Here is a 23,142-nt window from a genome sequence, read left to right on the forward strand (position 1 = left end):
GCGGGTTTCGAATGACTGCGCCCCAGCCGATGGTGTACGTGGTGGACGACGACCCACGGGTTCGAGAGGCTCTTCTCGTCCTGCTCTGCGCGGCCGGATTGCACGGCGAAGCGTTCGGATCCGCTGCCGAGTATCTTGAGTTCCGAAGGCCCGACGTACCAAGCTGCCTGGTGCTCGACATCGGGCTTGCGGACGTCAGCGGCCTGGATCTGCAGGATCGCATGGCCGAGCACGATCACCCGCCGATCGTCTTCATCACCGGACGCGGCGACGTGCCGAGTTCGGTGCGGGCCATGAAGGCCGGCGCGGTCGATTTCCTGACAAAGCCGTTCTTGCAGAAGGATCTTCTGCGGGCCATCGAAACGGCCCTGTCCCAGGACAGGCAGGCCCGCAGCGCGCGCGCCGAACTCGCAGAGCTTCAGGCGTGCATCGAATCCCTCACGCCACGCGAGCGGGAGGTGCTGCCATTGGTCGTCAGCGGCCTGCTCAACAAGCAGGCCGCCGCGCGCCTGGGCATCAGCGAGGTGACGCTCCAGATCCACAGGGGCAACATCATGCGGAAGATGAAGGTCGCATCGCTGGCTGAACTGGTCCGCGCCGCGGTGGCTCTCAAGATACCCGTGGAGCGCGTCGGACGTTGATGCCGTGAGGGTTGCGTGCGGGAAGCGCTGTCGCTGCTGCTTCGGTTGCAGCGAATTCCCTGCCGCCGGCGGGATGTGGCGAAGAAGGACCGACCGTACGCTGCTGCAGCGCGGTTCGGGCGATCCGAAGCCGTACCTCCGACGGTACGCCGCGACGGCTCGCCGGCTCATGGCCGCCCGGGCAGCACATCCACTCACCAGGCAAAGGAATCACCATGAACGCAGTCACCTCAGCAGCGCAATCCGCCGTCCAAGTCAGATACCGGAGAGCGAAGGTCGACGGTGTCGAGATCTTCTATCGGGAAGCCGGCCCCCAGGAGGCGCCCGTGCTGCTGCTGCTGCTGCACGGCTTTCCCACTTCGTCGCACATGTTCCGGGACCTGATTCCACGGCTCGCCGACAAGTATCGCGTCATCGCTCCCGACTACCCGGGCTTCGGATACAGCGAAATGCCGCAGCGCTCGAAGTTCGCCTACACCTTCGAGAACTACGCGAACATCGTCGACAAGCTCACACGTCAGATCGGCGCGCAGCGATATGCGCTCTACGTGATGGACTACGGCGCGCCCGTGGGCTTTCGCCTGGCGATCAAGAATCCGGATCGCGTGACCGCATTCATCGTGCAGAACGGCAACGCCTACGTGGAAGGCATCGAGGCCTTCTGGGACGGCATCCGGGCGTACTGGAAGACAGGCGAGCAGAAGGAGCGCGAAGCCATCCGGTGGCTCACCACCATGAAGGCGACCAGCTGGCAGTACGCCAATGGCATGAAGGACATGTCGCTCGTCAGCCCGGACGCTTGGACACTTGACCAGAGCCTGATGGATCGTCCCGACGACGCCGAGATCCAGCTCGACCTGTTCTACGACTACCGGACCAATCTGCCGCTCTACCCCCAGTGGCAGGCCTACTTTCGCGAGTTCAAGCCGCCGATGCTGATCGTGTGGGGCGCCAATGACGCGATCTTCGTGGCGGCGGGGGCGGCGCCCTACAAACGGGACCTTCCGGACGCCGAGATGCATATGCTGGATACGGGTCATTTCGCACTCGAGGACCATGGCCCTCAGATCGCCGATCTGATGCGCGATTTCCTTGGGCGGAAGGTCGGGTAGAACGCTGCCGATCGGCCCGGACCGCCGTGGCTGCACGGGGCACGGCGGTGCGCCGTTTCCGCGCACATGGCCTGAAGAAACCGTCAGGCGTCGGCAGGCAGGGCAGCCGCGATGGCCGCCAGGAACTCATCTCCCTTGAGGGGCTTCAGGAAGAAGTGCTGTGCGTCCTGCTCAAGCTCGCTCAGCTTGTCCATGCTCCGTCGACCTGTCATGAGGATGACCGGCAACTGCGGGCGCTTCAGGCGGGCGAGCCTTCGCACTTCGAATCCGTCCATGCCCGACATGCAGATATCCGAGACGAGGCAGTCGATCGCTGCCAAGGCGTCGCTTTCCATCAATTCCCTGCCGGACGCGAACAGCCGCGCCGTGTATCCGGCCGCCTCCAGCAAGCCCTCGAGCGACTCAAGTATGCGAGGGTCGTCATCGACGACCGCAACGACGAATCGGGCCGGCGTCATCACTTGGAACTCCGCCGACCGGGCAAGGGAGGATCGGCGCGGGGGCGCCTTGTCTCGATCATCGCTTCGCCCTCCGCGTCTCGATGGAAAGAATGTCGACTTCTGCGCGGGGGCCGCGTCTGGGTCAGCGTCTCATCTCGCACAGGCATGCGTGCTCAACGAGATGGCCAGTCGTCGAGGCAGGCAGAGCCACACGATACGGGCGAGCGCGCCGGCACGCCATCATAGATTTCTGTTAGATGCAAGCCGCGGTCATCGGACAGTCGCCAGAGGCGAAGCGCAGCAGGCTGCGGAGTTGGTCGCAAGGGTGGCCCCTCCCCACGACGCACCGATCCTCAGGAGGACTCGGGACTGCGCCCACGGCGGGGCGCGAAGGCTCGGCGAGCCTCCTACGATGAAAGTGACCGCGGGCGATTTCCTTGCCTGGTTCGTCTGGCTTGTCTCGCCGGCCACGATCTTCGAGGGGTGAACATGAGTACTCCAAGCAGGCGCCCTTTGCGGGCCCTTCCCGCCCTGGCTGCAGCGACGGTTGCCGCCTCCGCCGCGCTCGCGATGACTGCCACGATTGCAGGCGATGAAGCCGCGTTCATGGCCGAGAACAACGCCGCCATGGCACGAATGATGAAGGGGATGGACGTCCATCCTTCCAGCAACATCGACCGGGATTTCGCGACCATGATGATTCCGCATCACCAGGGCGCGATCGACATGGCACAGGCGGAATTGCGCCATGGAGACAACGAACGATTGCGGCGCCTCGCGCAAGGAATGATCGTCGAGCAGCAGCAGGAGATCGTGGCGATGCGAGCGGTGCTCGATCGGGAACTCGCCGACGCCAGAGGCCCCGCGAGGCAGACACGGCCGCCGAGCCGTCCCTCGGGGCATGCGCACCACGCCGCCCACACTCCCAACCCGTGAGACCCGCATGTACCCAAGCCCATTGCTACCCGCCTTCGCCTTCGCCGCGTGCGTGGCGCTGTGCTCTCTCTGCAAAGCCGGGCAGGCGCCTGGCCAGGCCTCCGAGCCGGACGTTCCAATCAGCCACCGCGACCGGGTCTATGCCGCGGAGCAGTTCTCCAACACCGTCTCCGTCTCCGATCCCGCGGACAACAGGCTGCTGGGCGTGATCCGGCTTGGCGATCCGTCGCCCGGAAGCTTCAGCCCGCTGTACCGTGGGCAGGTGCTGGTGCACGGGATGGGGTTCACTCCAGACCATCGCACCTTGGCCGTGGTCTCCATCGGGTCGAACTCGGTCAGCTTCATCGACACGGCCACCAACGCGGTCAAGCACACGACATACCTCGGGCGCTCTCCGCATGAGGCCTTCTACACGCCCGATGGCGCGGAGCTCTGGGTCACCGTGCGCGGCGAGAACTACGTCTCGGTGCTCGATGCCGCTACATACGAGGAGAAGCTGCGCATCACCACGCCCAACGGCCCCGGCATGCAGATCTTCTCGCCGGACGGCAAGTACGGATACATCTGTTCGTCGTTTGTCCCCGAGACGGTGGTCGTCCTGGTCGCGACTCACGAGATCGTCGGCCGCGTCAGGCAGGAGAGCCCCTTCTGCCCGAACATCGCCGCCACGCCGGACGGCAAGCAGGTATGGCTCACGCTCAAGGACGTGGGGCGCACGATGGTGTTCGATGCGGCGCCGCCGTTCGCGGTCGTCAAGTCGCTGGACACAGGCGCCATCACGAATCACGTCAACTTCGCCAGGACGCGCCAGGGAACGTTCGCATACATCACCATCGGCGGGCTGAACCTCGTCAAGGTCTTTCGCACCGACGATTTCAGCCAGGTGGCGACGATCCCCGTCGGCAACCTGCCGCACGGGATCTGGCCTTCGGGCGACGGGTCGCGCATGTACGTCGGCCTCGAGAGCGGGGACGCCCTGCAGGTCATCGATACCGCCTCCAACGCGCTGGCAGGCGAGATCCCGATCGGCCAGGCACCGCAGGCGCTCACCTATGTGTCGGCCGCGGTGCCCGAGGGTGATGGCCTGCGCGGCCTTGTCCCGCTCGGCCTCGCCGGCCAGGCTGCGCACTTGAGCCTGGTCGCGTTGAAGGAGGGTCGGCGCAGTGCAGGCGAGAAGACGCCGACCAGCGTCACCCTCTTCGACCAGGGCTTGATCCAGGTACTGGAGGCGTCGGCGACGGCGTTGGTGCCCATGCAATCGTACGTGCTGGCGCTCGCCGCGCACCCCGACGGCAGCGGCACGTTGCAGCCTCTTGCGAGCTTCACGGCCAACCCGGCGGGCGCGGCCATTGTCAATGCGATCGGCCCGCTGCGCCAGATCGTGCAGGACGAACGCGGGCCGAGCAGGCGCTATCTGGTCATTGCATCCCAGTCAGCGGGCGTTCCCGGCGCACCCGTTCAGGTCCAGGCGCCTTGAAGCCTGCGCCGCATCGCCAATGCCGGCAGACGGGGAGGGCGCCTCCTCAATCAACTGGAGTCGAAGATGAAAAGCATGCTCGTGGTGATCGGCATGGCGGTGACGCTTTGCACCGGAGGTGTCTGCGCACAAGTTGCCGGGCAGGCTGGCGGTGCGTCGGCGTCGGCGCCTGTTGCCGACGAGAAGGCCTCTCCGATCTTCGGGGTGACCGTTCCCGATGGGTACCGGCATTGGGAACTGGTCGCGCCGTCACAGGAAGACAACGGCGCGCTCGACGAACTCCGGGCCATCCTCGGAAATGCCTTGGCGATGAACGCTTACCGCCAGGGGACGCTGCCTTTTCCGGACGGCACGATCCTGGCCAAGCTTGCCTGGAAGCACGTGCCATCGAGCGAGGCCAAGGGCGCCTTCGTCCCCGGGGCCGCGACGACCGTGCAGATCATGGTCAAGGACTCGAGGAAGTACGCCTCGACGGGGGGCTGGGGCTTCGGTCGCTTCATCGACGGCAGGCCGGTGGATGAGGCGCAGCACCAGACGTGCTTCGCTTGCCATCAAGCCAACGTGAAAGGCCACGACCTGGTGTTCACGCGGTTGGCGCGCTAGCGCTCGGCCCATTCGCTCATGGGTTTTCGCTGGGAGCGCGGCTCATGTCGTTGTTGGCGCTGACCAGCGTTTGCAGCATGCGCATGAATTCCGCACGCTCCTGCTTGGGCAGCGGCTCGAGGATGCGCTCCTGGGCGCGTTGCATCGCCGGCTCGATTTCTTCGAGCAGCGCGCTGCCTTCGTCGGTGATGCCGAGCAGGCGCACGCGTCGATCGTCGGGCGAGGGGCTGCGCACCATCAAACCCCGGGCTTCGAGCCTGTCGATCACGCCGGCGATGGTGGAGGTGTCCAGGCCGATCGACCGCGCCAGGGTGCGCTGGTCGATGCCGGGCGCCTTGCGGACGGCCTGCAGGCCGGCGTACTGCACCGGTGTGACGCCGTAGGCCTCCGTTTCCTGCAGGAATATGGCCACGGCGATCTGCTGCAGACGCCGGATGTAGTGGCCGGGAAGTGTCTCGAGATCGGGGGCTGAAGAGCGGCTCGGTTTCATGTTCTTTCAGATTCCTAGGGTTAACCCCTTGATGGCTCAAGCAGTCTATCATTACACTTATGATCAGTGTACTGATGATCAGCACACAAAGACATTAGGAGACTTCCATGAGTGCAATGCAGTCCGAGCTTCCTGTGCTGGTGGCCGGTGGGGGCATCGGCGGATTGGCCGCCGCGCTGGCCCTGACGCGCCGGGGCTTGACGGTGAAGGTCCTCGAACAGTCGGCCCAACTGGGTGAAATCGGCGCCGGCATTCAGCTCGGCCCCAACGCCTTTGCCGCTTTCGACGCCCTCGGCATCGGTGAGAACGCGCGCGCCCGCGCCGTCTATACGGATGAAATGGTGATGCACGACGCATTGGACGAGACGCTCGTCGGACGCATCCCGACAGGCGAGGCCTTCCGTCAACGCTTCGGCAATCCCTACGCCGTGATCCACCGCGCCGACGTGCACATGGCCTTGCTCGAAGGCGCGCAGGCGTCCGATCGCATCGAAGTGCTGACCTCGACCGCGGTGCAGCGCATCGACCAGGATGAGCAGGGCGTGACCGTGCACGACGCGAATGGAGGCGTCCACCGGGGCATCGCACTCATCGGCGCCGACGGCGTGAAATCGGCGGTGCGACGCCAGTTCGTGGGCGACGATGCTCGCGTCTCGGGCCATGTGGTCTACCGCGCGGTGGTCGACAAGAAGGACTTCCCGGCCGACTTGCAATGGAACGCCGCCAGCATCTGGGTCGGCCCCAACTGCCACCTGGTTCACTATCCGCTGCGCGGCGGCGAACAGTACAACGTGGTCGTGACTTTTCACAGTCGGGACCAGGAGGAATGGAGCGTGCGCGAAGGCAGTCGCGCGGAAGTGCAAAGCTATTTCGAAGGCATCTGCGCAAGGGCGCGCCAACTGATCGATCTTCCCAAGGACTGGAAGCGCTGGGCCACGGCCGACCGTGAGCCCATCGGCCAGTGGACATTCGGACGCACCACACTGCTGGGGGACGCGGCGCATGCGACCTTGCAGTATCTGGCCCAAGGCGCCTGCATGGCGCTCGAGGACGCGGTAACGCTCGGCGAAGCGCTGCGCGTACACGACAACGACTTCCGGCTCGCCTTCGACCTGTACCAGCGCTCGCGCGTGGCGCGCACCGCGCGCATTGTTCTGTCGGCGCGCGAGATGGGGCGCATCTTCCACGCCAAGGGAGTCGAACGGCTGGTCCGCAACGAACTCTGGAAGGACCGCACGCCCGAGCGTTTCTACGACGCCATGGAGTGGTTGTACGGCTGGAAGGTCGAGAACTGTCTCGCTGCCTGATGCCCGCCTCTTCCTCCCATCTTCCGCTCAGGACACAGCCATGACCGAACTCGGACGCCTCGAAGATCTGCCGGCGGACTATCGCGAAGCGCTCACCCGGCAGAACCTGGTGCCGCTGTGGCCCAGCCTGCGCGCGGTGTTGCCCCCACACAAGCCGCAGCCCCGGACGCGCGCCACCCACTGGTCATATGAAGCCCTCCGCCCGCTGCTGTTGAAGGCGGGCGAGTTGACCCCCATTGAGAAGGCCGAGCGCCGGGTGCTGGTGTTGGCCAACCCGGGCCACGGCCTGGAGAAGATGCAGGCCAGTGCGGCAATGTACCTGGGCATGCAGCTGCTGCTGCCCGGCGAATGGGCCCCCGCGCATCGCCACACGCCGAACGCCGTGCGCATGGTCGTCGAAGGCGAGGGCGCCTTCACCACCGTCGACGGGGAGCTCTGCCCCATGCGCCGCGGCGATCTGATCCTCACGCCCACGGGGCTGTGGCACGAGCATGGCCACGAAGGTGATCGGCCGGTGGTCTGGCTCGATGTCCTCGACCTGCCGCTCGTCTATTACATGGAAGCTTCGTATCACGTCGACGGCCCGCGCCAGGATGTCAAGTCCACCGCCGGCGACCGCACATATGCGCGAGGCGGCGTCGTGCCGACGCCCGTGTTCGAGCGCTCGCGAAAGGCGTATCCGATGTTGCGCTATCCCTGGGTGGAAGCCCGCGCGGCGCTCGAAGCGCTGGCGGCCGACCAACCCGGACTCGACACCGTGCAGGTGAGCTACATCAACCCCGAGACCGGTGGCGATGCGCAGAACATCCTTGGCTACTACGCATTGATGCTGCGCCCGGGCCAATCCCTGAGGCTGCCGGCGCGTTCGCCAGCCTCGGTGTTCCATCTGATCGAGGGCGGCATCGATGTGACCATCGAGGACCAGGCCTTCGCCATGGCCGAGGCCGACACCTGCTGCGCACCCGGCTACGCCGCGGTGAGCCTCGCCAACCGCTCGAAGGAAACGGCGGCCTTCATCTTCATCGCCGACGAGACACCGCTGCACCGCAAGCTCGGCGTCTTCGAGAACCGCGGCTGAGCCGCGCCACCACAGGAAACAACCATGACCCCAACCAGCTACCTCTGGAATCCTCCGCCCGTGTATTCGCTGCCGGTGCGCGGAAAGACCGAGCGCCTGCCCATCCATCGCCTGTTCTTCGTCGGCCGCAACTATCACGCGCACGCTGTCGAAATGGGCAAGCCCGTCGACAAGGCCAGCGAGCGGCCGTTCTACTTCACCAAGGCGCCATCGACACTGGTCGAGTCCGGCGCGACGATGGCCTATCCGCCAGAGACGGCGAACTACCACCACGAGATGGAACTGGTGGTCGTGATCGGCGCCCCGGGATTCCGCGTGCCGCAAGCGGACGCGCACAAGCGGGTCTATGGCTACGCCTGCGGCCTCGACATGACCCGCCGAGACCTGCAACTGGCCGCGCGCGACAAGGGCCGACCCTGGGACCTGGGCAAGGACTTCGAGCAGTCGTCGGTGGTCGCGGAGATCGTGCCGATGCCGGGCGTGGTCCTGGACGGCGGCGCTCTGGAACTGAGCGTGAACGGCGTGACGCGCCAGAAGTCTGACCTCGCCAAGCTGATCTGGAGCATCCCCGAACTCATCGCCGACCTCTCGCTCTTTTATCACCTGCAGCCCGGCGACCTCATCTTCACGGGAACGCCCGAAGGCGTCGGTCCCGTCGTGGCCGGCGACCGCCTCGACGGACGCATCGAGGGCGTGGGCGAGATCGCGCTCGATATCGGCCCCGCCGAGTGACGCGATGAAGCTCCACAACTTCTTTCGCAGCGGGACTTCGCACCGGCTGCGCATCGCGCTGCGGCTCAAGGGGCTCGACGTCGACTACGTGCCGGTCGATCTGCGCACGGAACAACACCTCGGGGCCGAGTTCAAGGGAGTCAATCCGCAGGGCCTGGTGCCGGTGCTGGAGTCCGAGGGCAGGGTGCTCATTCAGACGCCGGCCATCATCGAGTGGCTGGAGGAGCGCCATCCAACGCCCGCGCTGCTGCCGGCGGACCCGGAGGACCGCGCGCGCGTGCGCGCGCTGGCCGCCATCGTCGGCTGCGACATCCATCCCCTCAACAACCGGCGCGTGCTCGAAGCCTTGCGCAAGAGCTTCGGCGCCAGTGACGCCGCGGTCAACGATTGGTGCGCCACCTGGATCGGCGCCGGCTTCGACGCGATCGAAGCACTGCTGGCTGCCGACCTGAAGCGCGGCGACTTCTGTTTCGGACGCACGCCGACGCTGGCAGACGTCTACCTCATTCCGCAGGTCGAGAGTGCGCGCCGCTTCCAGGTGGAGATGGCGCGATGGCCCCTCATCCAGGCCGTCGACGCGGCTTGCGCCCGGCTCGAGGCCTTCCGCCTGTCCGTGCCGGCACTCCAGCCCGACGCGGGCTGAGCAAACGCAACTGCAAACGCACACCTCGGAGACATACCCATGACAACGCCCAGGACCATCGATGTCCAGAAATTCATCAACTCGCACAAGCTCGCGGCAACACAGGTTGTCACGCTGCTGCTGTGCTTCTTCATCGTCGCCGTCGACGGCTTCGATACCGCGGCCATCGGCTTCATCGCGCCGGCGATTCGCGCGGAATGGAACCTGACGCCAGCCCTTCTCGCGCCCGTGTTCGGCGCCGGCCTCGCGGGGTTAATGGCGGGGGCTTTCGTCTTCGGTCCGATGGCGGACCGTTTCGGCCGCAAGACGATCCTGATGTTCTGCGTGGCGTTCTTCGGGCTGGCCTGCCTGGCTTCGGCGTTCTCGACGTCGGTGACGATGCTGATCGCCTTGAGGTTCCTCACCGGGCTCGGCCTGGGCGGGGCCATGCCGAACGCGGTGACGCTGAGTTCCGAGTACGCGCCCGAGAAGCATCGCTCGGTGCTGGTGACCACGATGTTCTGCGGCTTCACGCTGGGATCCGCGCTCGGCGGCGTGCTGGCGGCGCATCTCGTGGCCGGCTTCGGCTGGCGTGCCGTGCTGGTCATCGGAGGCGTCCTGCCGCTCGTGTTGCTGCCCGTCCTGATCTTTGCCCTGCCCGAATCCGTGCGCTTTCTTGTCCTGAAGGGGTTGCGGCTCGATGAAGTCAGGCGCGTGCTGCAGCGCATCGCGCCGGCAGAAGACCTGTCAGATGTCGCTTTCGCGATACCTGAGAAGGCAAAGGCGGGCTTCCCGGTCAAGCACCTTTTCGATGACAAGCTGCGCCGCGGCACGCTGCGCCTCTGGCTGGCGTTCTTCATGAGCCTGCTGGTGATCTACCTGTTGTCGAGCTGGTTGCCGACGCTGATCAGTTCGACCGGCATGAGTCTCAAGGACGCCTCGCTGGTGACTGCGATGTTCCAGGTTGGGGGTACGGTGGGTGCAATCGTGCTCGGGCAACTGATGGATCGTTTCAATCCGCAATGGGTGCTGGGCGTCACCTACGGCCTGGCGGCGGGATTCACGGCATTGATCGGCACCAGCACCGGCAACACCGCATTCCTGGTGCTGGCCGTGTTCGGGGCGGGCTTCTGTGTCTCTGGCGGGCAGGTCGGTGCGAATGCACTCGCGGCCGGCTTCTATCCAACGATGAACCGGGCCACGGGCGTCAGCTGGGCTTCCGGCATCGGCCGAATTGGATCGGTGGTGGGCTCCATGGCGGGCGGCTGGATGCTCGCGCTGGGCTGGGGACTTCCGACGGTGTTCGCTATCGTCGGCGTTCCGGCACTCGTTGCCGGATGCAGCATCCTCACGATGGGGCGGGTCGATCGCGTCTCCGCAGTGCCTGCCCATTCCTGAAGCGGGTCGCGCCCGGAAGGCTTACTGCACGCTGGATGTCGCCGGGCTCGGGGCCTCATTCAGCCAGGCGAACGCATCCGACGTGGAGCCCGCGGCCGTTGCGGCCTCGGCCAGCCCCAGTTCCCCTCTTGCCACCTCGCCTCCGGCGATGACCGCGGCGGACGCAAGCGTCATTGCCGCAATCAAGATGTAGTTCCATGCGATTTTCATTTCGGTCTTCTTTCAGAACGAAGTTTGAGCCGAATAGCCTCCCGAAAACCGCGGCAAATCGAACCGCGGTGTTTGCTGGATGGAAACAGTCGCCTCGACTGAGGCCCCTCCAAGAGGTGTCCTGAAAAAGGCCCTTCGCCGCGAGAGGCTGCGAAGGGCCAGGGCGGTCAGAGCAAGGAGGAGACAAGGGAGGCTCGACCGCGCACCCAGTTTGGTGCCCGCCTCATGGTTGCTCAAGCCCCATCGGCAAGAGGCGCTCTTCTCCCAAAGGGGGGACTGTCGCTGCTCGGCGCGGTGTGAAAAGGCGAGCTGCGCAAGGGACGCGACATTGCCTTGTGTGAGGGGTATTCACGCTGTAGGATGGAGAAATGGGATGTTTTCACATTTGTCCCGACCATGACCGCGTCTTCGCGAGAAACTGAAAAGGAACGACCTTGAGCACCATTGCCTCTCTGGGATCGCGACTGCGTCGCGTTGCACTCGGCGGCGCGCTTCTTCTCGCGGCGTGCGGCGGAGGGGGAGGCGTCGGTGGTGGGGGCACCGGTGCGGTTGCTGGCGCCAGCGGTTCCGGCACCCTGCGCGTGTCGATGACCGACGCACCTGCTTGCGGCTTCAACAATGTCTTCGTGACTGTGGAGAAGGTGCGAGTCCACAGCGATGCCAACGCCGACACGAACGCGCCGGGATGGGGAGACATCACCCTCAATCCCGCGCAGCGGATCGATCTCCTGTCGCTGACCAACGGTGTGCTGGCAACGCTCGGGCAAGCCGCGTTGCCGGCTGGCACTTACCAGCAGATCCGTCTGGTTCTGGCCGCCAATGGGGCAGGGAAGCCTGCCAATTCGGTGATACCTACTGGCGGCGGGGAAGAGCCGCTCGATACGCCGAGCGCCGTGCAAAGCGGCATCAAGATCATTCGCCCGTTCACTGTGGCGCCAGGCACCCTGACCGATCTGGTGCTGGATTTCGATGCCTGCAAGTCGATTGTGACCCGCGGCAACGGAAGCTTCGGCCTCAAGCCGGTGGTGAGTGCGTTACCGGTGGTGGTGAGTGGCTCGGTGACCGGCGTGCTGGCCGGCCTGCCAGGCGCCCATGTCTACGCCGAGCGCGGCGGCATGGTGGTCAAGGCCACCATTGCAGACGCCAACGGAAACTTCACGCTTTCGCCCATCGAGCAGAGCAGTACCGCCGGAACGATCGATGTGGTGATCGTCCCGACCTCGACGAGTGGTCGAGGAACGGGCATTGTCCGCGACGTGCCGGTGGTGGCGAGCGCCAGTACCGCCGTCTCGACCGCGGGCGCGCCGATCACCCTTCCGCCCTCGGCATTCCGCAGGGTTTCCGGCACAGTGAGCCCGGCAAGTGCGCAGGCGACGGTCCACGCCCTGCAGCTGAGTGGCGGCCGTGCTTTTGAAATCGCTGCCGCCGCGGCGGTCTCTGACACCGGCGTCTACAGCCTCTTCGAGGCACAGCCGGCGCTGCCGGCCGCCGCGCCCGTGGTAGGCACATATCAGACGGCGTTGCCCATTCCGCTGGTGGCGGATGCCAGCGCGGCGGGCAGGTACAACCTCCAGGCCATCAGCATCACGGGCGCCGTCAGTACACGACCAGTCGACGTCACCGTGTCTGATCTGATCGGCCAGGATTTTTCGTTCTGAGTGCCAAATCGATGAATGCATGGGATTAGAGAACTTCCCATGCCGATGCAGCTTCTCAAGGTGCTCGCTCAACAAAGCCTGCCGTACGCGGTGTACGCACCGGTCAACATCGAAAAGGTGCGCGTGCTGCGCGCCGCCGGGCTCATCACGGCTTTCATTCCCCCGCCGCGTCAACACACGCGCGGTGAGGCTGAAGTCCTGCGGCCTGCCCAGGTGCTGGCAATTACCGAAAAGGGCAGGGAAGCCTTGCAGCGCATCCCCGGTCCGTAAGGCCGCGCACCAGCCTGGCCGCCACCGTCTGCCGCCCTGCGGCAGCCTTGAACATTCGCCGATAGTGAATACCGGGCGCGCGAGCGCCGCAACAGTCCGGCCCACGAGTGGACAATACGGGGTCCCATTCCGCTCGATCCGAGCCGCCATCGAAGATATGACAAGACTTGACGATCCTCTCCATGACGCCGAGATCGGCTCCCGCGACAGCACCATCGACACGACCCGCATCGACGACGTTCGCATCGGCGCCGTCCGCCCGCTGATCACACCTGCGCTGCTGCAAGAGCGCGTGCCGGTGCGCGACGACACGCTGGCGTTGGTGGAAGCGAGCCGAGCCGCGATTGCCGACGTGCTGCACGGCCGCGACGACCGGCTCGTGGTGGTCGTCGGACCATGCTCGATCCACGATCACGACCAGGCCATCGAATACGGGCAGCGGCTGAAGGCCGTGGCCGACGACTTGCAGGGCGACCTCCTGATCGTCATGCGCGCCTACTTCGAGAAGCCTCGCACCACGGTGGGCTGGAAGGGCTACATCAACGACCCGCACCTCGACGGCAGCTTCGCCATCAACGAAGGACTCGAGCGGGCGCGACGCCTGCTGCTGGAGTTGACGACGATGGGCCTTCCCACCGGCACGGAGTTTCTCGACCTGCTCAGCCCGCAGTTCATCGCCGACCTGATCGCCTGGGGTGCCATCGGCGCGCGCACGACGGAGAGTCAGAGCCACCGCCAGCTGGCCTCGGGCCTGAGTTGCCCGGTCGGCTTCAAGAACGGCACCGACGGCAGCATCAAGGTCGCGGCCGACGCCATCCTCGCGGCCCGGGCTCCGCATGCCTTCATGGGCATGACGAAGATGGGCATGGCCGCGATCTTCGAAACCCGCGGCAACGATGACTGCCACATCATCCTGCGCGGCGGGAAGGCTCCCAACTATTCCGCCGGGGACGTCGCTGCAAGTTGCGAAGCGCTCAGCGCTGCCGGCCTGTCGGCCCAGGTCATGATCGATGTCTCCCACGGCAACAGCAGCAAGCAGTACGCGCGCCAGATCGCGGTCGCACAGGACGTCGCCGAGCAGATCGCGGGCGGGGAACATCGCATCACCGGAGTGATGATCGAGAGCCATCTCGAGGAAGGGCGGCAGGACCTCGTTCCCGGTGTCCCCCTCAAGCGCGGTGTGTCGATCACCGATGCCTGCATCGGTTTCTCGCAGACGGTGCCGGTGCTGCAATCGCTGGCCGCGGCTGTCCGGGCACGGCGGCAGCGCCCATCGCGTTGAGATTCAGACGCCGCCCGGGGTCTGCGCTCTAGTCGACGAACAGCAGCGCGGGAGCCTCGATCACGGCGCGTATCGCCTGCACGAACCGGGCCGCGTCGATGCCGTCGACCACCCGGTGATCGAACGAGGACGAGAGATTCATCGTCAGGCGCGGCACGACGGCGGCGCCGCGCCAGACCGGGCGTTCGACGATCCGGTTGACCGCGACGATGGCGACCTCGGGACGGTTGATCACCGGTGTCGACACGATGCCGCCAAGCGCGCCCAGACTGCTGATGGTGATCGTCGATCCACTCAGTTCCGCGCGCGTCGCCCGGCCTTCGCGCGCGGCGTCGGCCAGACGGGCCATTTCGGCGGCCATCGACCACAGGTCGCGCGCCTCGACATGCCGCACGACTGGTACGACCAGACCGTGCCGGGTCTGCGTGGCGATGCCGATGTGTACGGCCCCGTGACGCGTGATGATGCCCGCTTCATCGTCGAAGAGGGCATTGACTTGGGGAAACTCACGCACCGCCAGCACCGTCGCGCGCATGAGCAGGGGCAGCAAGGTCAGGTGCCCGCGCTCGGCGGCCCACTTCTTGTTGAGGGCCGAGCGCAGGCCTTCGACCTCGGTCACGTCGATCTCCTCGACATAGCTGAAGTGCGGGATGCGGCGTTTCGATTCCTGCATCTGCAGCGCGATGCGGCGGCGCAGGCCGATGACGGCCACTTCCTGCTGATCGTTGCGTTCGGCGCCGCCTGTTGCAGGGGCACCCACTGGCGGCTGAGCGCCATGTTCAGCGATGTAAGTGTCGAGGTCGGCGTGCATGATGCGGCCGGCTGTGCCGCTTGCCGAAACGCGCTGGAGGTCGACGCCGAGTTCCCAGGCGCGTCTGCGCACCGCCGGCGAAGCGATCGGGCGGTCCGGCACGGACCCGGTCGGCTGCGACGCGGGCCGTGCCCGCTCCGTCGCCGGCGCTGGCCTCACCGTCGCGAGCTTCGCGGCGGGAGAAGGGGGCGGCGCGGCCTGCGCCGGCCCAGGCACAGGCAACTCGGCGTCGCCAGGCCGCTCGATACGGATCAGTTCGGCGCCGACCGCCAGGGTCTGTCCGACGTCGCCGCCCAGGGCCAGCACACGGCCGGCGACCGGCGAGGGGATCTCGACATTGGCCTTGTCGGTCATCACGTCAGCCAGCGCCTGGTCCTCGACGACGGCGTCGCCAGGCTGTACGTGCCAGGCCACGACTTCGACCTCCGTGATGCCTTCGCCGACATCGGGGACCTTCACGACGTGGATCCTGTCCGTCACTTCATGCCTCCATCACGCGCCTGAACGCAGCGGCCACGCGTGCCGGGCCAGGGAAGTAGGCCCATTCCAGCGCATGCGGATAGGGCGTGTCCCACCCGGTCACGCGCTCGACGGGCGCCTCCAGGTCATAGAAGCAATGCTCCTGCACCAGCGCCACGAGTTCGGCGCCGAAGCCGCTGGTGCGCGTTGCTTCGTGGGCGATGACACAGCGGCCGGTCTTCTTGACGGAAGCGATGATCGCCGCCAGGTCCAGCGGCCAGATGCTGCGCAGGTCGATGATTTCGGCGTCGACGCCGCTTTCCTGCGCTGCGGCCTGTGAGACGAACACCATCGTGCCGTAGGTCAGCACCGTCAGATCGGTGCCGGCGCGGAATACCGCAGCGGATTCGAGCGGTACCGTGAAATGCCCTTCGGGCACCTCGCCCAGGGCATGCTGCGACCAGGGCACCATCGGGCGGTCATGGTGGCCGTCGAAGGGGCCGTTGTACAGCCGTTTGGGTTCGAGAAAGATCACCGGATCGTCATTCTCGATGGCCGCGATCAGCAGGCCCTTGGCATCGTAGGGATTGCAGGGCATCACGGTGCGCAGCCCGCACACATGCGTGAACAGTGCCTCCGGGCTCTGGCTATGGGTCTGCCCGCCATAGATGCCGCCGCCGCATGGCATGCGGATCGTGAGTGGCGCACTGAAGTCGCCGGCCGAGCGGTAGCGCAGCCGCGCCGCCTCGGAGACGATCTGGTCCGAGGCCGGATAGAAGTAGTCGGCAAACTGCACCTCGACGACGGGGCGCAATCCGTAGGCCGCCATGCCGATCGCCGCGCCGACGATGCCGCCTTCGGAGATGGGTGCATCGAAGACGCGGGAGCGGCCGTATTTCGCCTGCAGCCCTTCGGTGCAGCGGAAGACGCCGCCGAAGTAGCCGACATCCTGGCCGTAGACGACGACGTCCGGGTCGCGCTCGAGCATGACGTCCATCGCCGATCGCAGGGCCTGGACCATCGTCATGCGAGCCATGATCAGCCACGCGCCTGCCGCAACTGCTCCTGCAGATGCGCCGGCATGTCCTTATAGACATCCTCGAACATCGACTCGAGCGGCGGCACGTGGCCGTCGATCAGCGTGCCGCCGTACCGCTCGGCCTCCTTCAGCGCGGCGGCTACCTCGGCCTCGAGTTGCTCCCGCATGCGCTCATGCTCCTCGTCGGACCAGGCGCCCAATACGATCAGATGCTGCTTGAGCCGCGCGATCGGGTCGCCGAGCGGGAAGTGCTGCCAGTCGTCGACGGGCCGGTAGCGCGAGGGGTCGTCCGAGGTCGAATGCGCGCCGGCGCGGTAGGTCAGCCATTCGATCAGCGTGGGCCCGAGGTTGCTTCGCGCGCGCTCGGCCGCCCAGCGCGATGCGGCGAGCACCGCGAGGAAGTCATTGCCGTCGACGCGCAGCGATGCGATGCCGCAGCCGACACCGCGCCCCGCGAAGGTGGTCCCTTCGCCGCCTGCGATGGCCTGGAACGTCGAGATCGCCCACTGGTTGTTGACGACGTTGAGAATCACCGGTGCGCGGTAGACATGCGCGAAGGTCAGCGCGGTGTGGAAGTCGGCCTCGGCCGTGGCACCGTCACCGATCCATGCCGACGCGATCTTGGTGTCGCCCTTGATGGCCGAGGCCATGGCCCAACCGACCGCCTGGATGAACTGCGTGGCCAGATTGCCGCTGATCGAGAAGAAGCCAGCGCGCTTGTACGAATACATCACCGGCAACTGGCGCCCCTTCATCGGATCGCGCTCGTTGCTCATCAATTGGCAGATCAGTTCTGCCATCGGAACATCGTCGCGCGCCAGCAGCAGGCCCTGCTGGCGATAGGTCGGAAAGCACATGTCGCCCGGCTGAATGGCGAGCGCATGGGCGGTCGCTATGGCCTCCTCGCCCAGGCACTGGATGTAGAACGAGATCTTCTTCTGTCGCTGCGCAATGAGCATCTTCGCGTCGAAGGCTCGCGTCTTCATCATCGCGCGCAAGCCGCGCTTGAAGAGAGCCACATCAGGCTCGGGCGCCCACGGGCCGACGGCACGGCCATCTTCGTCAAGCACGCGAACCAGCGTGAACGCCAGGTCGGCGGTTTCGACGGGCGAGGCGTCGAGCGCAGGCTTGCGAACGGCGCCCGCGGGCGACAAATGCAGGTAGGAAAAGTCGGTCTCATGCCCCGGGCGGCCAGTCGGCTCAGGCACATGCAAGCGAAGAGGCTGGTGCGCATTCATCCTCGTTCTCCGGCTCACGGGAGCTGGTCATTATGCGCTGCGGGGGCGTGGTCATGACGCCCGCGCGCAGGCCGGATCAATTGCCTCGGCGCCAGGCGCACGCGGCAATTCTTGATCGCGGGTCAACACTCATTTGCCGAGCCTGCCCTTATGCGGAAGGAGTGCGGGCCGCACACTGCAGCCTGTTTCAAACGGACTCGGTGATCCGGCGTCGTCGTCCCTCCGGTTCGAGCGCCGTTCACTCCGAGTCATCCAGATGGCTGAAGGAGCCCCATGACAACGACAAGCGCCGATCCCCGCACCCGATACGTCCCCACGCCGACGGGCTTTCTCGTCGTGCTGCGCCAGGGCGACAACGTCTTCGCCCACCTCGAGCGGCTGGCGGACGCCGAAGCGCTGCCCAGCGCCAGCTTCACCGGCCTCGGCTTCGTGCACGCGACCTTCGGCTTCTGGGATGCGCAACGGCAGATGTTCGACCCCAAGACCTTCCGGGACGTCGAACTCGGCAGCATGGTCGGCAGCATCGCATGGAAGGAGGGCAAGCCCTCCATTCACGCGCACGGTGTCGCCGCGGGGCGGGACTTCCGGGCCTACGGCGGTCACCTGCTGGACCTGGAGGTCGGCACCGGCTCCGTGGAGATCACGGTCCTGCGGCACGACCGGCGCCTGGCGCGTGCGCTCGACAGCTGCATCGGCGCCAATGTGCTGGGGCTCTAGCCGTCGAAGACGTTGTGCGGCGAAGAATGTCTGATATCGCTTTTCCAGGCTACCTCGCGTCCCCGCACTTTCCTATCCTTTGTCTGCCTGCTTCGATATCGCGAACAGGTTCTCGCGGCGGCGGGGGCTGCACATCGATTCGCCCCAGCCGCATTTCTGACACGTCTTGATGGGGACTGCGATGCCGCTTTTCTTGAACGAAGTCTGGCTGGGTGACTTGAACCCTGCACTCATGGAGGAAGCGGTGGCTTTCTTTGGCAATCTCAGCGTCGGATCGAAGCCGGACAACCTGCCCGACGACCTCCGGATGCTCGCCGGCCCCTGGCTCTCGGCCGAGGAGGCCAAGGTCATGTTCATCTTCGAGATCAACGACCCCTCCACCATGTTCGACGCCTATGCGGAACGCATGGTCAGCGGGCTCTTCGCCCGCCGCAAGTTGACCCTCCTGTCCGACTGGGATGGGATGAAGGCCTATTCGGATCGCATCAACGCGGCCTGAGTCGGCGCCGAAGCCGCCAGCAACCAGGTTCGATGTCGAACCGTCGTCAACAAAGGAACTGAAGATGCCGATATTTTTCAACGAGGTCTGGCTCAAGGACATGAGCGCGCCGGTCATGAAGGGCGTGGTCGATTTTCTGGGCAACCTGCGCCAGGGGATCAAGCCACACAACCTGCCGGAGGACCTCAAGCTCCTGGGCGGACCCTGGCTGTCGAACGAGGAGGCGAAGGTCTACTTCGTCTTCGAGATCGATGATCCGACGAAGACCTTCGAGGCCTTTGCCGAGCGAATCGCAACCGGTCTCTTCCTGCGACGCAAGCTCACGCTGGTCCAGAACTGGGATGGAGCGCGGTCATTCTCCGCGTTCCTGAACAGCCGGCCATAGACCCGGCAAGCAACTACACGGAGACAAAATGACCATCGATTCCAATGCGCCGCCCCGCCTCGGACGCCGCGCCTCCATCAAGCAGATCGCGACGATAGCAGCGGCTGGAGCCTTTCCCGCCATGCTGCTGAAGCCGGGCAGGGCGCAGGCCGCGGGGCCGAAATTCTCATACAAGCTGGGCATTGCGCTCGCCCCATCGCACCCCACGACGGCGGGCCTTCAGGAGGCATGCGCCGCCATCCTGAAAGAGTCGAACGGCCAGCTCTCGATCGAAGTCTTTCCGAACAGCCAGCTCGGTAGCGACACGGACATGATCTCGCAGGTCCGCTCCGGCGCCATCGACTTCGTCAGCACGGCCGGACTGATCTGGGGGACGCTCGTTCCGGTCGCATCCATCAGCGGCGTGGGCTTCGCCTTCCCGAACTATGACGCCGTGTGGAAGGCGATGGACGGCGATCTCGGCGCGCACATTCGCGGCGCCTTCGCCAAGGCCAATCTCTATCCGCAAGCAAGGATCTGGGACCATGGCTTCCGCCAGATCACCAGCAGCACGCGCCAGATCAATTCGCCGCAGGATCTGTCGGGGTTCAAGATCCGGGTGCCGCTCAGCCCGGCGCTGACCTCGCTGTTCAAGGCCTTCGGCGCGTCGCCGGCGGGCATCAACATGGCCGAGGTCTACACCTCGCTGCAGACCCGGATCGTCGACGGGCAGGAGAACCCGCTCACGATCCTCGAGACCCAGAAGCTCTATGAAGTGCAGAAGTACTGCTCGCTGACCTCGCATGTCTGGGACGGCTTCTGGCTTGTCGCCAACCTGCGGTCGTGGAATGCATTGCACGATGACCTGCGCCAGCTCGCCTCGCGCATCTTCGACGCGCAGGCGATGCGCCAGCGCCAGGCGGTCGATGCACTCAACACACGGCTGCGCGAAGACCTCAAGGCCAGGGGCATGAGCTTCAACACGCCCGAAGTCGGTGCCTTCAGGGAGGCGCTCCACAAGACCGGCTTCTACGCCGACTGGCAGAAGAAGTTCGGTCCAGAGGCCTGGGCACGGCTCGAGAAATACGCGGGCACCCTGGCCTAGTCCGGCCCGCTTCACCTTTCATCGATCTGCCGCGAATGCGACGCCGCGAGGCGGGGCGAGCCGCGCGCGGCTATCCGCAAAGACAACTCAAGAGAGACAACGACCATGCAGAACCTTCACTTCAGATCCATCGGCCTCAGCCTGCTGACAGCGGCCGCGGCCCTCTTGTTCACGGCCTCGGCGAGCGCCCAGGACCTCACGGGCAAATACGTCAAGACGCCCACCGGCTACCTGATGGTCCTGCGCAACGGCGACAACGTCATCGCCCACCTGGAGAAGCTGGCGGTGGCAGAGAACATCCCGAGCGCCAGCTTCGTCGGCATCGGGTTCATGCACGAAGCGACTTTCGGCTTCTACGACTTCAAGCGCAAGGTGTTCGATCCGAAGACCTTCAGGGACGTCGAGATGGCGAACATGACCGGCACCATCGCCTGGAAAGAGGGCAAGCCTTCCATCCACGCGCACGGCATCGTGACGGATGGAAGCTTCATCGGCAGCGGTGGGCACCTGCTGGGCCTGACGGTGGGGACCGGCTCGTCGGAGATCACGGTGGTGCTGCATCCTGATCGCCTCGACAGGTTCGTGGATCCTGCGATCGGCGCCAACGTGCTCGGCCTCCCGGGTCACCAGTAAGAGACGGAGCCGGTCATGTCCATGCCTACCCCTACTTGCCGATGCCCGCGGGCACGTCCCGCGCCCCGTCCCATGGCTCGCGAGGGCGCGGAGTGACGCCCCCCGGCGGCGAGGACGGTGGCGCCCCCGGCGATGCAGGGCCGATCCCTTCCGGCTGGGCGCGGCAGGCAGACCGGCTCCTGGGCTGGATCACCGAAGTGCCCGCAGCCCTGCTGGTGCTGGCGGAGATCTGCGTTCTCTTTGCCGGGGTGGCGAGCCGCTACGTGTTTCACCAGCCCCTCATCTGGTCCGACGAGCTGGCTTCCATCCTCTTTCTGTGGCTGGCCATGCTGGGCGCAGCCGTGGCATTCCGCCGTGGAGGCCACATGCGGATGACTGCGCTCGTGGACAAGGCGTCGCCACGGTTGCGCGTCTTCCTCGATCTTGTCGCGGTGGTTGCCGCGGCCACCTACCTCGTCCTCATCGCGCACCCCGCCTGTGAGTTCGCGAGCGACGAGATGATGGTCACGCTGCCGGCCCTCGATATCTCCAACATCTGGCGCGCCGCGGCCTTGCCGATCGGGGTCGTGTTGATTCTTGCCATCGCCATCGTGCGGCTGCTCGGTCATCCGCAACGCAGGCACGTCGCGGCTGCCGTCATCGGCGTGGCCGCGCTGGTCGGCGGTCTTGTCCTCCTGCAGCCGCTGCTGGCGCAGCTCGGCAACCTCAACCTTCTCATCTTCTTCGTGGGCATCGTGGCGCTTCTGGTCTTCGCCGGCGTGCCGATCGCGTTCGCCTTCGGCCTGGCGACTTTCGGCTACCTCGCCCTGACGACATCGACGCCCACCGTCGTGGTCATCGGCCGCATGGACGAGGGCATGTCGCACCTGATCCTGCTGGCGGTGCCGCTGTTCGTGTTCCTCGGCGTGCTGCTCGAGATGACCTCGATGGCCAAGGCCATGGTCGAGTTCCTGGCCAGCCTGCTGGGGCATGTGCGGGGAGGGCTGTCGTACGTGCTGATCGGCGCGATGTACCTCGTGTCGGGCATTTCCGGCTCCAAGGCGGCGGACATGGCCGCTGTCGCCCCAGTCCTGTTTCCCGAGATGAAACGGCGGGGCGCGGAGGAGGGCGAAATGGTGGCGCTGCTGTCCGCTTCAGGTGCGCAGACCGAGACCATTCCGCCGAGCCTCGTGCTCATCACCATCGGCTCCGTCACCGGCATCTCGATCGCGGATCTGTTCACCGGCGGCATGCTGCCCGGCGTCGTGCTGGCCCTCATGCTCTGCCTGGTGGTCTGGTGGCGCAACCGGTTCACGCGATGCGTCGTGGCCGCACGCGTGGGCTGGGCGCGGGTCGGCCGCTTGTTCCTGTTTGCCGCGCCCGCCCTGGCCTTGCCCTTCGTGATCCGCGCCGCGGTGATCGAAGGCGTGGCCACGGCCACCGAAGTCTCCACCATCGGCATCGTCTACTCGATGGCCGTCGGCATCCTTGTCTACCGCAGGTTCGACTGGCGGCGGCTCTGGCCGGCGCTGGTGGAGACGGCTGCGCTCTCGGGCGCCATCCTCCTGATCATCGGCGCGGCCACGGGCATGGCCTGGTCCCTGACGCAGTCCGGATTCTCACGCCAGCTCGCCGATGCCATGACCCACCTGCCGGGCGGCACGGCCGGATTTCTTGCGGTATCCATCGCCGCGTTCGTCGTCCTCGGCAGTGTGCTCGAAGGCATTCCGGCGATCGTCCTCTTCGGACCGCTGCTGTTCCCCATCGCCAAGCAGCTCGGCGTGCATGACGTGCAGTACGCGATGGTGGTGGTGCTGGCCATGGGCATCGGGCTGTTCGCGCCGCCCTTCGGTGTCGGCTACTACGCGGCCTGCGCCATCAGCCGCATCAGTCCGAGCCAAGGCATCCGCCCCATCGCCGGCTACATGCTGGCCCTGCTCGTGGGGACCGTCCTGGTGGCGCTGTTCCCGTGGATTTCCATCGGATTCCTGGGCTGACTTTCGCCGTCCGCGCCAGGGGCCGATCCATACGCATCGACAAGG

25 protein-coding genes are annotated in these 23,142 nt (G+C 65.9%); 19 read left to right on the forward strand and 6 right to left on the reverse strand.

Annotated elements, in window-relative coordinates; all coding sequences use genetic code 11:
- Window positions 1-29 precede the first annotated feature (29 nt).
- Both AC1DNF_RS12565 and AC1DNF_RS12570 read left to right on the forward strand, forming a co-directional pair.
- Window positions 30-641: a response regulator transcription factor gene (locus AC1DNF_RS12565; protein ID WP_478149014.1), complete on the forward strand. Its 612-nt coding sequence runs from the start codon at window positions 30-32 to the stop codon at window positions 639-641.
- 215 nt (window positions 642-856) lie between these two features.
- Window positions 857-1,753, forward strand: coding sequence for an alpha/beta fold hydrolase (locus AC1DNF_RS12570; protein ID WP_478148927.1), 897 nt, complete (start codon window positions 857-859; stop codon window positions 1,751-1,753).
- Window positions 1,754-1,836: 83 nt separating this feature from the next.
- Here AC1DNF_RS12570 and AC1DNF_RS12575 read toward each other — a convergent pair whose 3' ends face one another.
- Window positions 1,837-2,211, reverse strand: coding sequence for a response regulator transcription factor (locus AC1DNF_RS12575; protein WP_478148928.1), 375 nt, complete (start codon window positions 2,209-2,211; stop codon window positions 1,837-1,839).
- A gap of 471 nt (window positions 2,212-2,682) precedes the next feature.
- Between AC1DNF_RS12575 and AC1DNF_RS12580 the strand changes: the two genes are divergently transcribed.
- The 3 genes from AC1DNF_RS12580 (at window position 2,683) to AC1DNF_RS12590 (ending at window position 5,209) form a co-directional block, all read left to right on the forward strand.
- A complete protein-coding gene (locus tag AC1DNF_RS12580; protein ID WP_478148929.1) occupies window positions 2,683-3,129 on the forward strand; it encodes a DUF305 domain-containing protein in 447 nt (148 codons plus the stop codon).
- Window positions 3,130-3,136: 7 nt separating this feature from the next.
- The gene (locus AC1DNF_RS12585; RefSeq protein WP_478148930.1) at window positions 3,137-4,606 is read left to right on the forward strand and encodes a YncE family protein; all 1,470 of its coding nucleotides are present in this window, start codon (window positions 3,137-3,139) and stop codon (window positions 4,604-4,606) included.
- A gap of 93 nt (window positions 4,607-4,699) precedes the next feature.
- Complete coding sequence (locus AC1DNF_RS12590) at window positions 4,700-5,209, forward strand: cytochrome P460 family protein (RefSeq protein WP_478149015.1); 510 nt, start codon at window positions 4,700-4,702, stop codon at window positions 5,207-5,209.
- Between the two features lie 16 nt (window positions 5,210-5,225).
- Here the strand turns inward: AC1DNF_RS12590 and AC1DNF_RS12595 are convergent, their stop codons facing one another.
- Window positions 5,226-5,699, reverse strand: coding sequence for a MarR family winged helix-turn-helix transcriptional regulator (locus AC1DNF_RS12595; RefSeq protein ID WP_478148931.1), 474 nt, complete (start codon window positions 5,697-5,699; stop codon window positions 5,226-5,228).
- A gap of 107 nt (window positions 5,700-5,806) precedes the next feature.
- Between AC1DNF_RS12595 and AC1DNF_RS12600 the strand changes: the two genes are divergently transcribed.
- From AC1DNF_RS12600 to AC1DNF_RS12620, 5 genes are read left to right on the forward strand one after another with little or no spacing between them, the layout of a single operon-like run.
- Window positions 5,807-7,006, forward strand: coding sequence for a 3-hydroxybenzoate 6-monooxygenase (locus AC1DNF_RS12600; protein WP_478148932.1), 1,200 nt, complete (start codon window positions 5,807-5,809; stop codon window positions 7,004-7,006).
- Between the two features lie 40 nt (window positions 7,007-7,046).
- A complete protein-coding gene (locus AC1DNF_RS12605) occupies window positions 7,047-8,084 on the forward strand; it encodes a cupin domain-containing protein (RefSeq protein ID WP_478148933.1) in 1,038 nt (345 codons plus the stop codon).
- A gap of 24 nt (window positions 8,085-8,108) precedes the next feature.
- Window positions 8,109-8,816 (forward strand): fumarylacetoacetate hydrolase family protein, encoded by a 708-nt coding sequence (locus AC1DNF_RS12610; RefSeq protein WP_478148934.1) that lies wholly within the window; start codon window positions 8,109-8,111, stop codon window positions 8,814-8,816.
- Between the two features lie 4 nt (window positions 8,817-8,820).
- Window positions 8,821-9,459 (forward strand): maleylacetoacetate isomerase, encoded by a 639-nt coding sequence (maiA, locus tag AC1DNF_RS12615; RefSeq protein WP_478148935.1) that lies wholly within the window; start codon window positions 8,821-8,823, stop codon window positions 9,457-9,459.
- A 39-nt stretch (window positions 9,460-9,498) separates the two neighbouring features.
- Window positions 9,499-10,836 (forward strand): MFS transporter, encoded by a 1,338-nt coding sequence (locus AC1DNF_RS12620; RefSeq protein WP_478148936.1) that lies wholly within the window; start codon window positions 9,499-9,501, stop codon window positions 10,834-10,836.
- 21 nt (window positions 10,837-10,857) lie between these two features.
- On the opposite strand, the gene AC1DNF_RS12625 is transcribed toward AC1DNF_RS12620, so the two are convergent.
- Window positions 10,858-11,046 carry a hypothetical protein gene (locus AC1DNF_RS12625; RefSeq protein WP_478148937.1) on the reverse strand — a complete coding sequence of 63 codons (189 nt, stop codon included), beginning with the start codon at window positions 11,044-11,046 and terminating at the stop codon, window positions 10,858-10,860.
- A 434-nt stretch (window positions 11,047-11,480) separates the two neighbouring features.
- Here AC1DNF_RS12625 and AC1DNF_RS12630 point away from each other — a divergent pair, with 434 nt between their 5' ends.
- From AC1DNF_RS12630 to AC1DNF_RS12640, 3 genes are all read left to right on the forward strand, one after another.
- Window positions 11,481-12,704 carry a DUF4382 domain-containing protein gene (locus AC1DNF_RS12630; RefSeq protein WP_478148938.1) on the forward strand — a complete coding sequence of 408 codons (1,224 nt, stop codon included), beginning with the start codon at window positions 11,481-11,483 and terminating at the stop codon, window positions 12,702-12,704.
- A 39-nt stretch (window positions 12,705-12,743) separates the two neighbouring features.
- Window positions 12,744-12,974, forward strand: a complete 231-nt coding sequence (locus tag AC1DNF_RS12635) for a hypothetical protein (RefSeq protein ID WP_478148939.1) — start codon at window positions 12,744-12,746, stop codon at window positions 12,972-12,974.
- A 157-nt stretch (window positions 12,975-13,131) separates the two neighbouring features.
- Window positions 13,132-14,256 (forward strand): 3-deoxy-7-phosphoheptulonate synthase, encoded by a 1,125-nt coding sequence (locus tag AC1DNF_RS12640; protein WP_478148940.1) that lies wholly within the window; start codon window positions 13,132-13,134, stop codon window positions 14,254-14,256.
- Between the two features lie 28 nt (window positions 14,257-14,284).
- Here AC1DNF_RS12640 and AC1DNF_RS12645 read toward each other — a convergent pair whose 3' ends face one another.
- The 3 genes from AC1DNF_RS12645 to AC1DNF_RS12655 are packed head-to-tail and all read right to left on the reverse strand — an operon-like array spanning window position 14,285 to window position 17,803.
- Window positions 14,285-15,547 carry a dihydrolipoamide acetyltransferase family protein gene (locus tag AC1DNF_RS12645; RefSeq protein ID WP_478148941.1) on the reverse strand — a complete coding sequence of 421 codons (1,263 nt, stop codon included), beginning with the start codon at window positions 15,545-15,547 and terminating at the stop codon, window positions 14,285-14,287.
- A 1-nt stretch (window position 15,548) separates the two neighbouring features.
- A complete protein-coding gene (locus AC1DNF_RS12650; protein ID WP_478149016.1) occupies window positions 15,549-16,553 on the reverse strand; it encodes an alpha-ketoacid dehydrogenase subunit beta in 1,005 nt (334 codons plus the stop codon).
- An 11-nt stretch (window positions 16,554-16,564) separates the two neighbouring features.
- Window positions 16,565-17,803 (reverse strand): thiamine pyrophosphate-dependent enzyme, encoded by a 1,239-nt coding sequence (locus AC1DNF_RS12655; RefSeq protein WP_478148942.1) that lies wholly within the window; start codon window positions 17,801-17,803, stop codon window positions 16,565-16,567.
- 273 nt (window positions 17,804-18,076) lie between these two features.
- On the opposite strand from AC1DNF_RS12655, the gene AC1DNF_RS12660 reads away from it, so the two are divergent.
- From AC1DNF_RS12660 to AC1DNF_RS12685, 6 genes are all read left to right on the forward strand, one after another.
- Window positions 18,077-18,520 (forward strand): PPC domain-containing DNA-binding protein, encoded by a 444-nt coding sequence (locus AC1DNF_RS12660; RefSeq protein ID WP_478148943.1) that lies wholly within the window; start codon window positions 18,077-18,079, stop codon window positions 18,518-18,520.
- 217 nt (window positions 18,521-18,737) lie between these two features.
- Window positions 18,738-19,019, forward strand: coding sequence for a hypothetical protein (locus tag AC1DNF_RS12665; RefSeq protein ID WP_478148944.1), 282 nt, complete (start codon window positions 18,738-18,740; stop codon window positions 19,017-19,019).
- A gap of 64 nt (window positions 19,020-19,083) precedes the next feature.
- Entirely contained in the window at window positions 19,084-19,404 is a 321-nt protein-coding gene (locus AC1DNF_RS12670) for a hypothetical protein (RefSeq protein WP_478148945.1), read from the forward strand.
- A gap of 28 nt (window positions 19,405-19,432) precedes the next feature.
- Window positions 19,433-20,488 (forward strand): TRAP transporter substrate-binding protein, encoded by a 1,056-nt coding sequence (locus AC1DNF_RS12675; RefSeq protein ID WP_478148946.1) that lies wholly within the window; start codon window positions 19,433-19,435, stop codon window positions 20,486-20,488.
- 105 nt (window positions 20,489-20,593) lie between these two features.
- Window positions 20,594-21,121 (forward strand): PPC domain-containing DNA-binding protein, encoded by a 528-nt coding sequence (locus AC1DNF_RS12680; RefSeq protein ID WP_478148947.1) that lies wholly within the window; start codon window positions 20,594-20,596, stop codon window positions 21,119-21,121.
- A gap of 92 nt (window positions 21,122-21,213) precedes the next feature.
- Window positions 21,214-23,097 carry a TRAP transporter large permease gene (locus tag AC1DNF_RS12685; RefSeq protein WP_478148948.1) on the forward strand — a complete coding sequence of 628 codons (1,884 nt, stop codon included), beginning with the start codon at window positions 21,214-21,216 and terminating at the stop codon, window positions 23,095-23,097.
- Window positions 23,098-23,142: the final 45 nt, after the last annotated feature.

Source organism: Variovorax sp. 01T432, from assembly GCF_056398605.1.

Coding starts and splice junctions, on each gene's coding strand:
- AC1DNF_RS12575 (WP_478148928.1), bottom strand. CDS start 2,211: ATGACGCCGGCCCGATTCGTCGTTGCGGTCGTCGATGACGACCCTCGC.
- AC1DNF_RS12660 (WP_478148943.1), top strand. CDS start 18,077: ATGACAACGACAAGCGCCGATCCCCGCACCCGATACGTCCCCACGCCG.
- AC1DNF_RS12670 (WP_478148945.1), top strand. CDS start 19,084: ATGCCGATATTTTTCAACGAGGTCTGGCTCAAGGACATGAGCGCGCCG.
- AC1DNF_RS12655 (WP_478148942.1), bottom strand. CDS start 17,803: ATGAATGCGCACCAGCCTCTTCGCTTGCATGTGCCTGAGCCGACTGGC.
- AC1DNF_RS12590 (WP_478149015.1), top strand. CDS start 4,700: ATGGCGGTGACGCTTTGCACCGGAGGTGTCTGCGCACAAGTTGCCGGG.
- AC1DNF_RS12580 (WP_478148929.1), top strand. CDS start 2,683: ATGAGTACTCCAAGCAGGCGCCCTTTGCGGGCCCTTCCCGCCCTGGCT.
- AC1DNF_RS12620 (WP_478148936.1), top strand. CDS start 9,499: ATGACAACGCCCAGGACCATCGATGTCCAGAAATTCATCAACTCGCAC.
- maiA (WP_478148935.1), top strand. CDS start 8,821: ATGAAGCTCCACAACTTCTTTCGCAGCGGGACTTCGCACCGGCTGCGC.
- AC1DNF_RS12625 (WP_478148937.1), bottom strand. CDS start 11,046: ATGAAAATCGCATGGAACTACATCTTGATTGCGGCAATGACGCTTGCG.
- AC1DNF_RS12570 (WP_478148927.1), top strand. CDS start 857: ATGAACGCAGTCACCTCAGCAGCGCAATCCGCCGTCCAAGTCAGATAC.
- AC1DNF_RS12635 (WP_478148939.1), top strand. CDS start 12,744: ATGCCGATGCAGCTTCTCAAGGTGCTCGCTCAACAAAGCCTGCCGTAC.
- AC1DNF_RS12680 (WP_478148947.1), top strand. CDS start 20,594: ATGCAGAACCTTCACTTCAGATCCATCGGCCTCAGCCTGCTGACAGCG.
- AC1DNF_RS12595 (WP_478148931.1), bottom strand. CDS start 5,699: ATGAAACCGAGCCGCTCTTCAGCCCCCGATCTCGAGACACTTCCCGGC.
- AC1DNF_RS12600 (WP_478148932.1), top strand. CDS start 5,807: ATGAGTGCAATGCAGTCCGAGCTTCCTGTGCTGGTGGCCGGTGGGGGC.
- AC1DNF_RS12585 (WP_478148930.1), top strand. CDS start 3,137: ATGTACCCAAGCCCATTGCTACCCGCCTTCGCCTTCGCCGCGTGCGTG.
- AC1DNF_RS12675 (WP_478148946.1), top strand. CDS start 19,433: ATGACCATCGATTCCAATGCGCCGCCCCGCCTCGGACGCCGCGCCTCC.
- AC1DNF_RS12650 (WP_478149016.1), bottom strand. CDS start 16,553: ATGACGATGGTCCAGGCCCTGCGATCGGCGATGGACGTCATGCTCGAG.
- AC1DNF_RS12565 (WP_478149014.1), top strand. CDS start 30: ATGGTGTACGTGGTGGACGACGACCCACGGGTTCGAGAGGCTCTTCTC.
- AC1DNF_RS12640 (WP_478148940.1), top strand. CDS start 13,132: ATGACAAGACTTGACGATCCTCTCCATGACGCCGAGATCGGCTCCCGC.
- AC1DNF_RS12605 (WP_478148933.1), top strand. CDS start 7,047: ATGACCGAACTCGGACGCCTCGAAGATCTGCCGGCGGACTATCGCGAA.
- AC1DNF_RS12610 (WP_478148934.1), top strand. CDS start 8,109: ATGACCCCAACCAGCTACCTCTGGAATCCTCCGCCCGTGTATTCGCTG.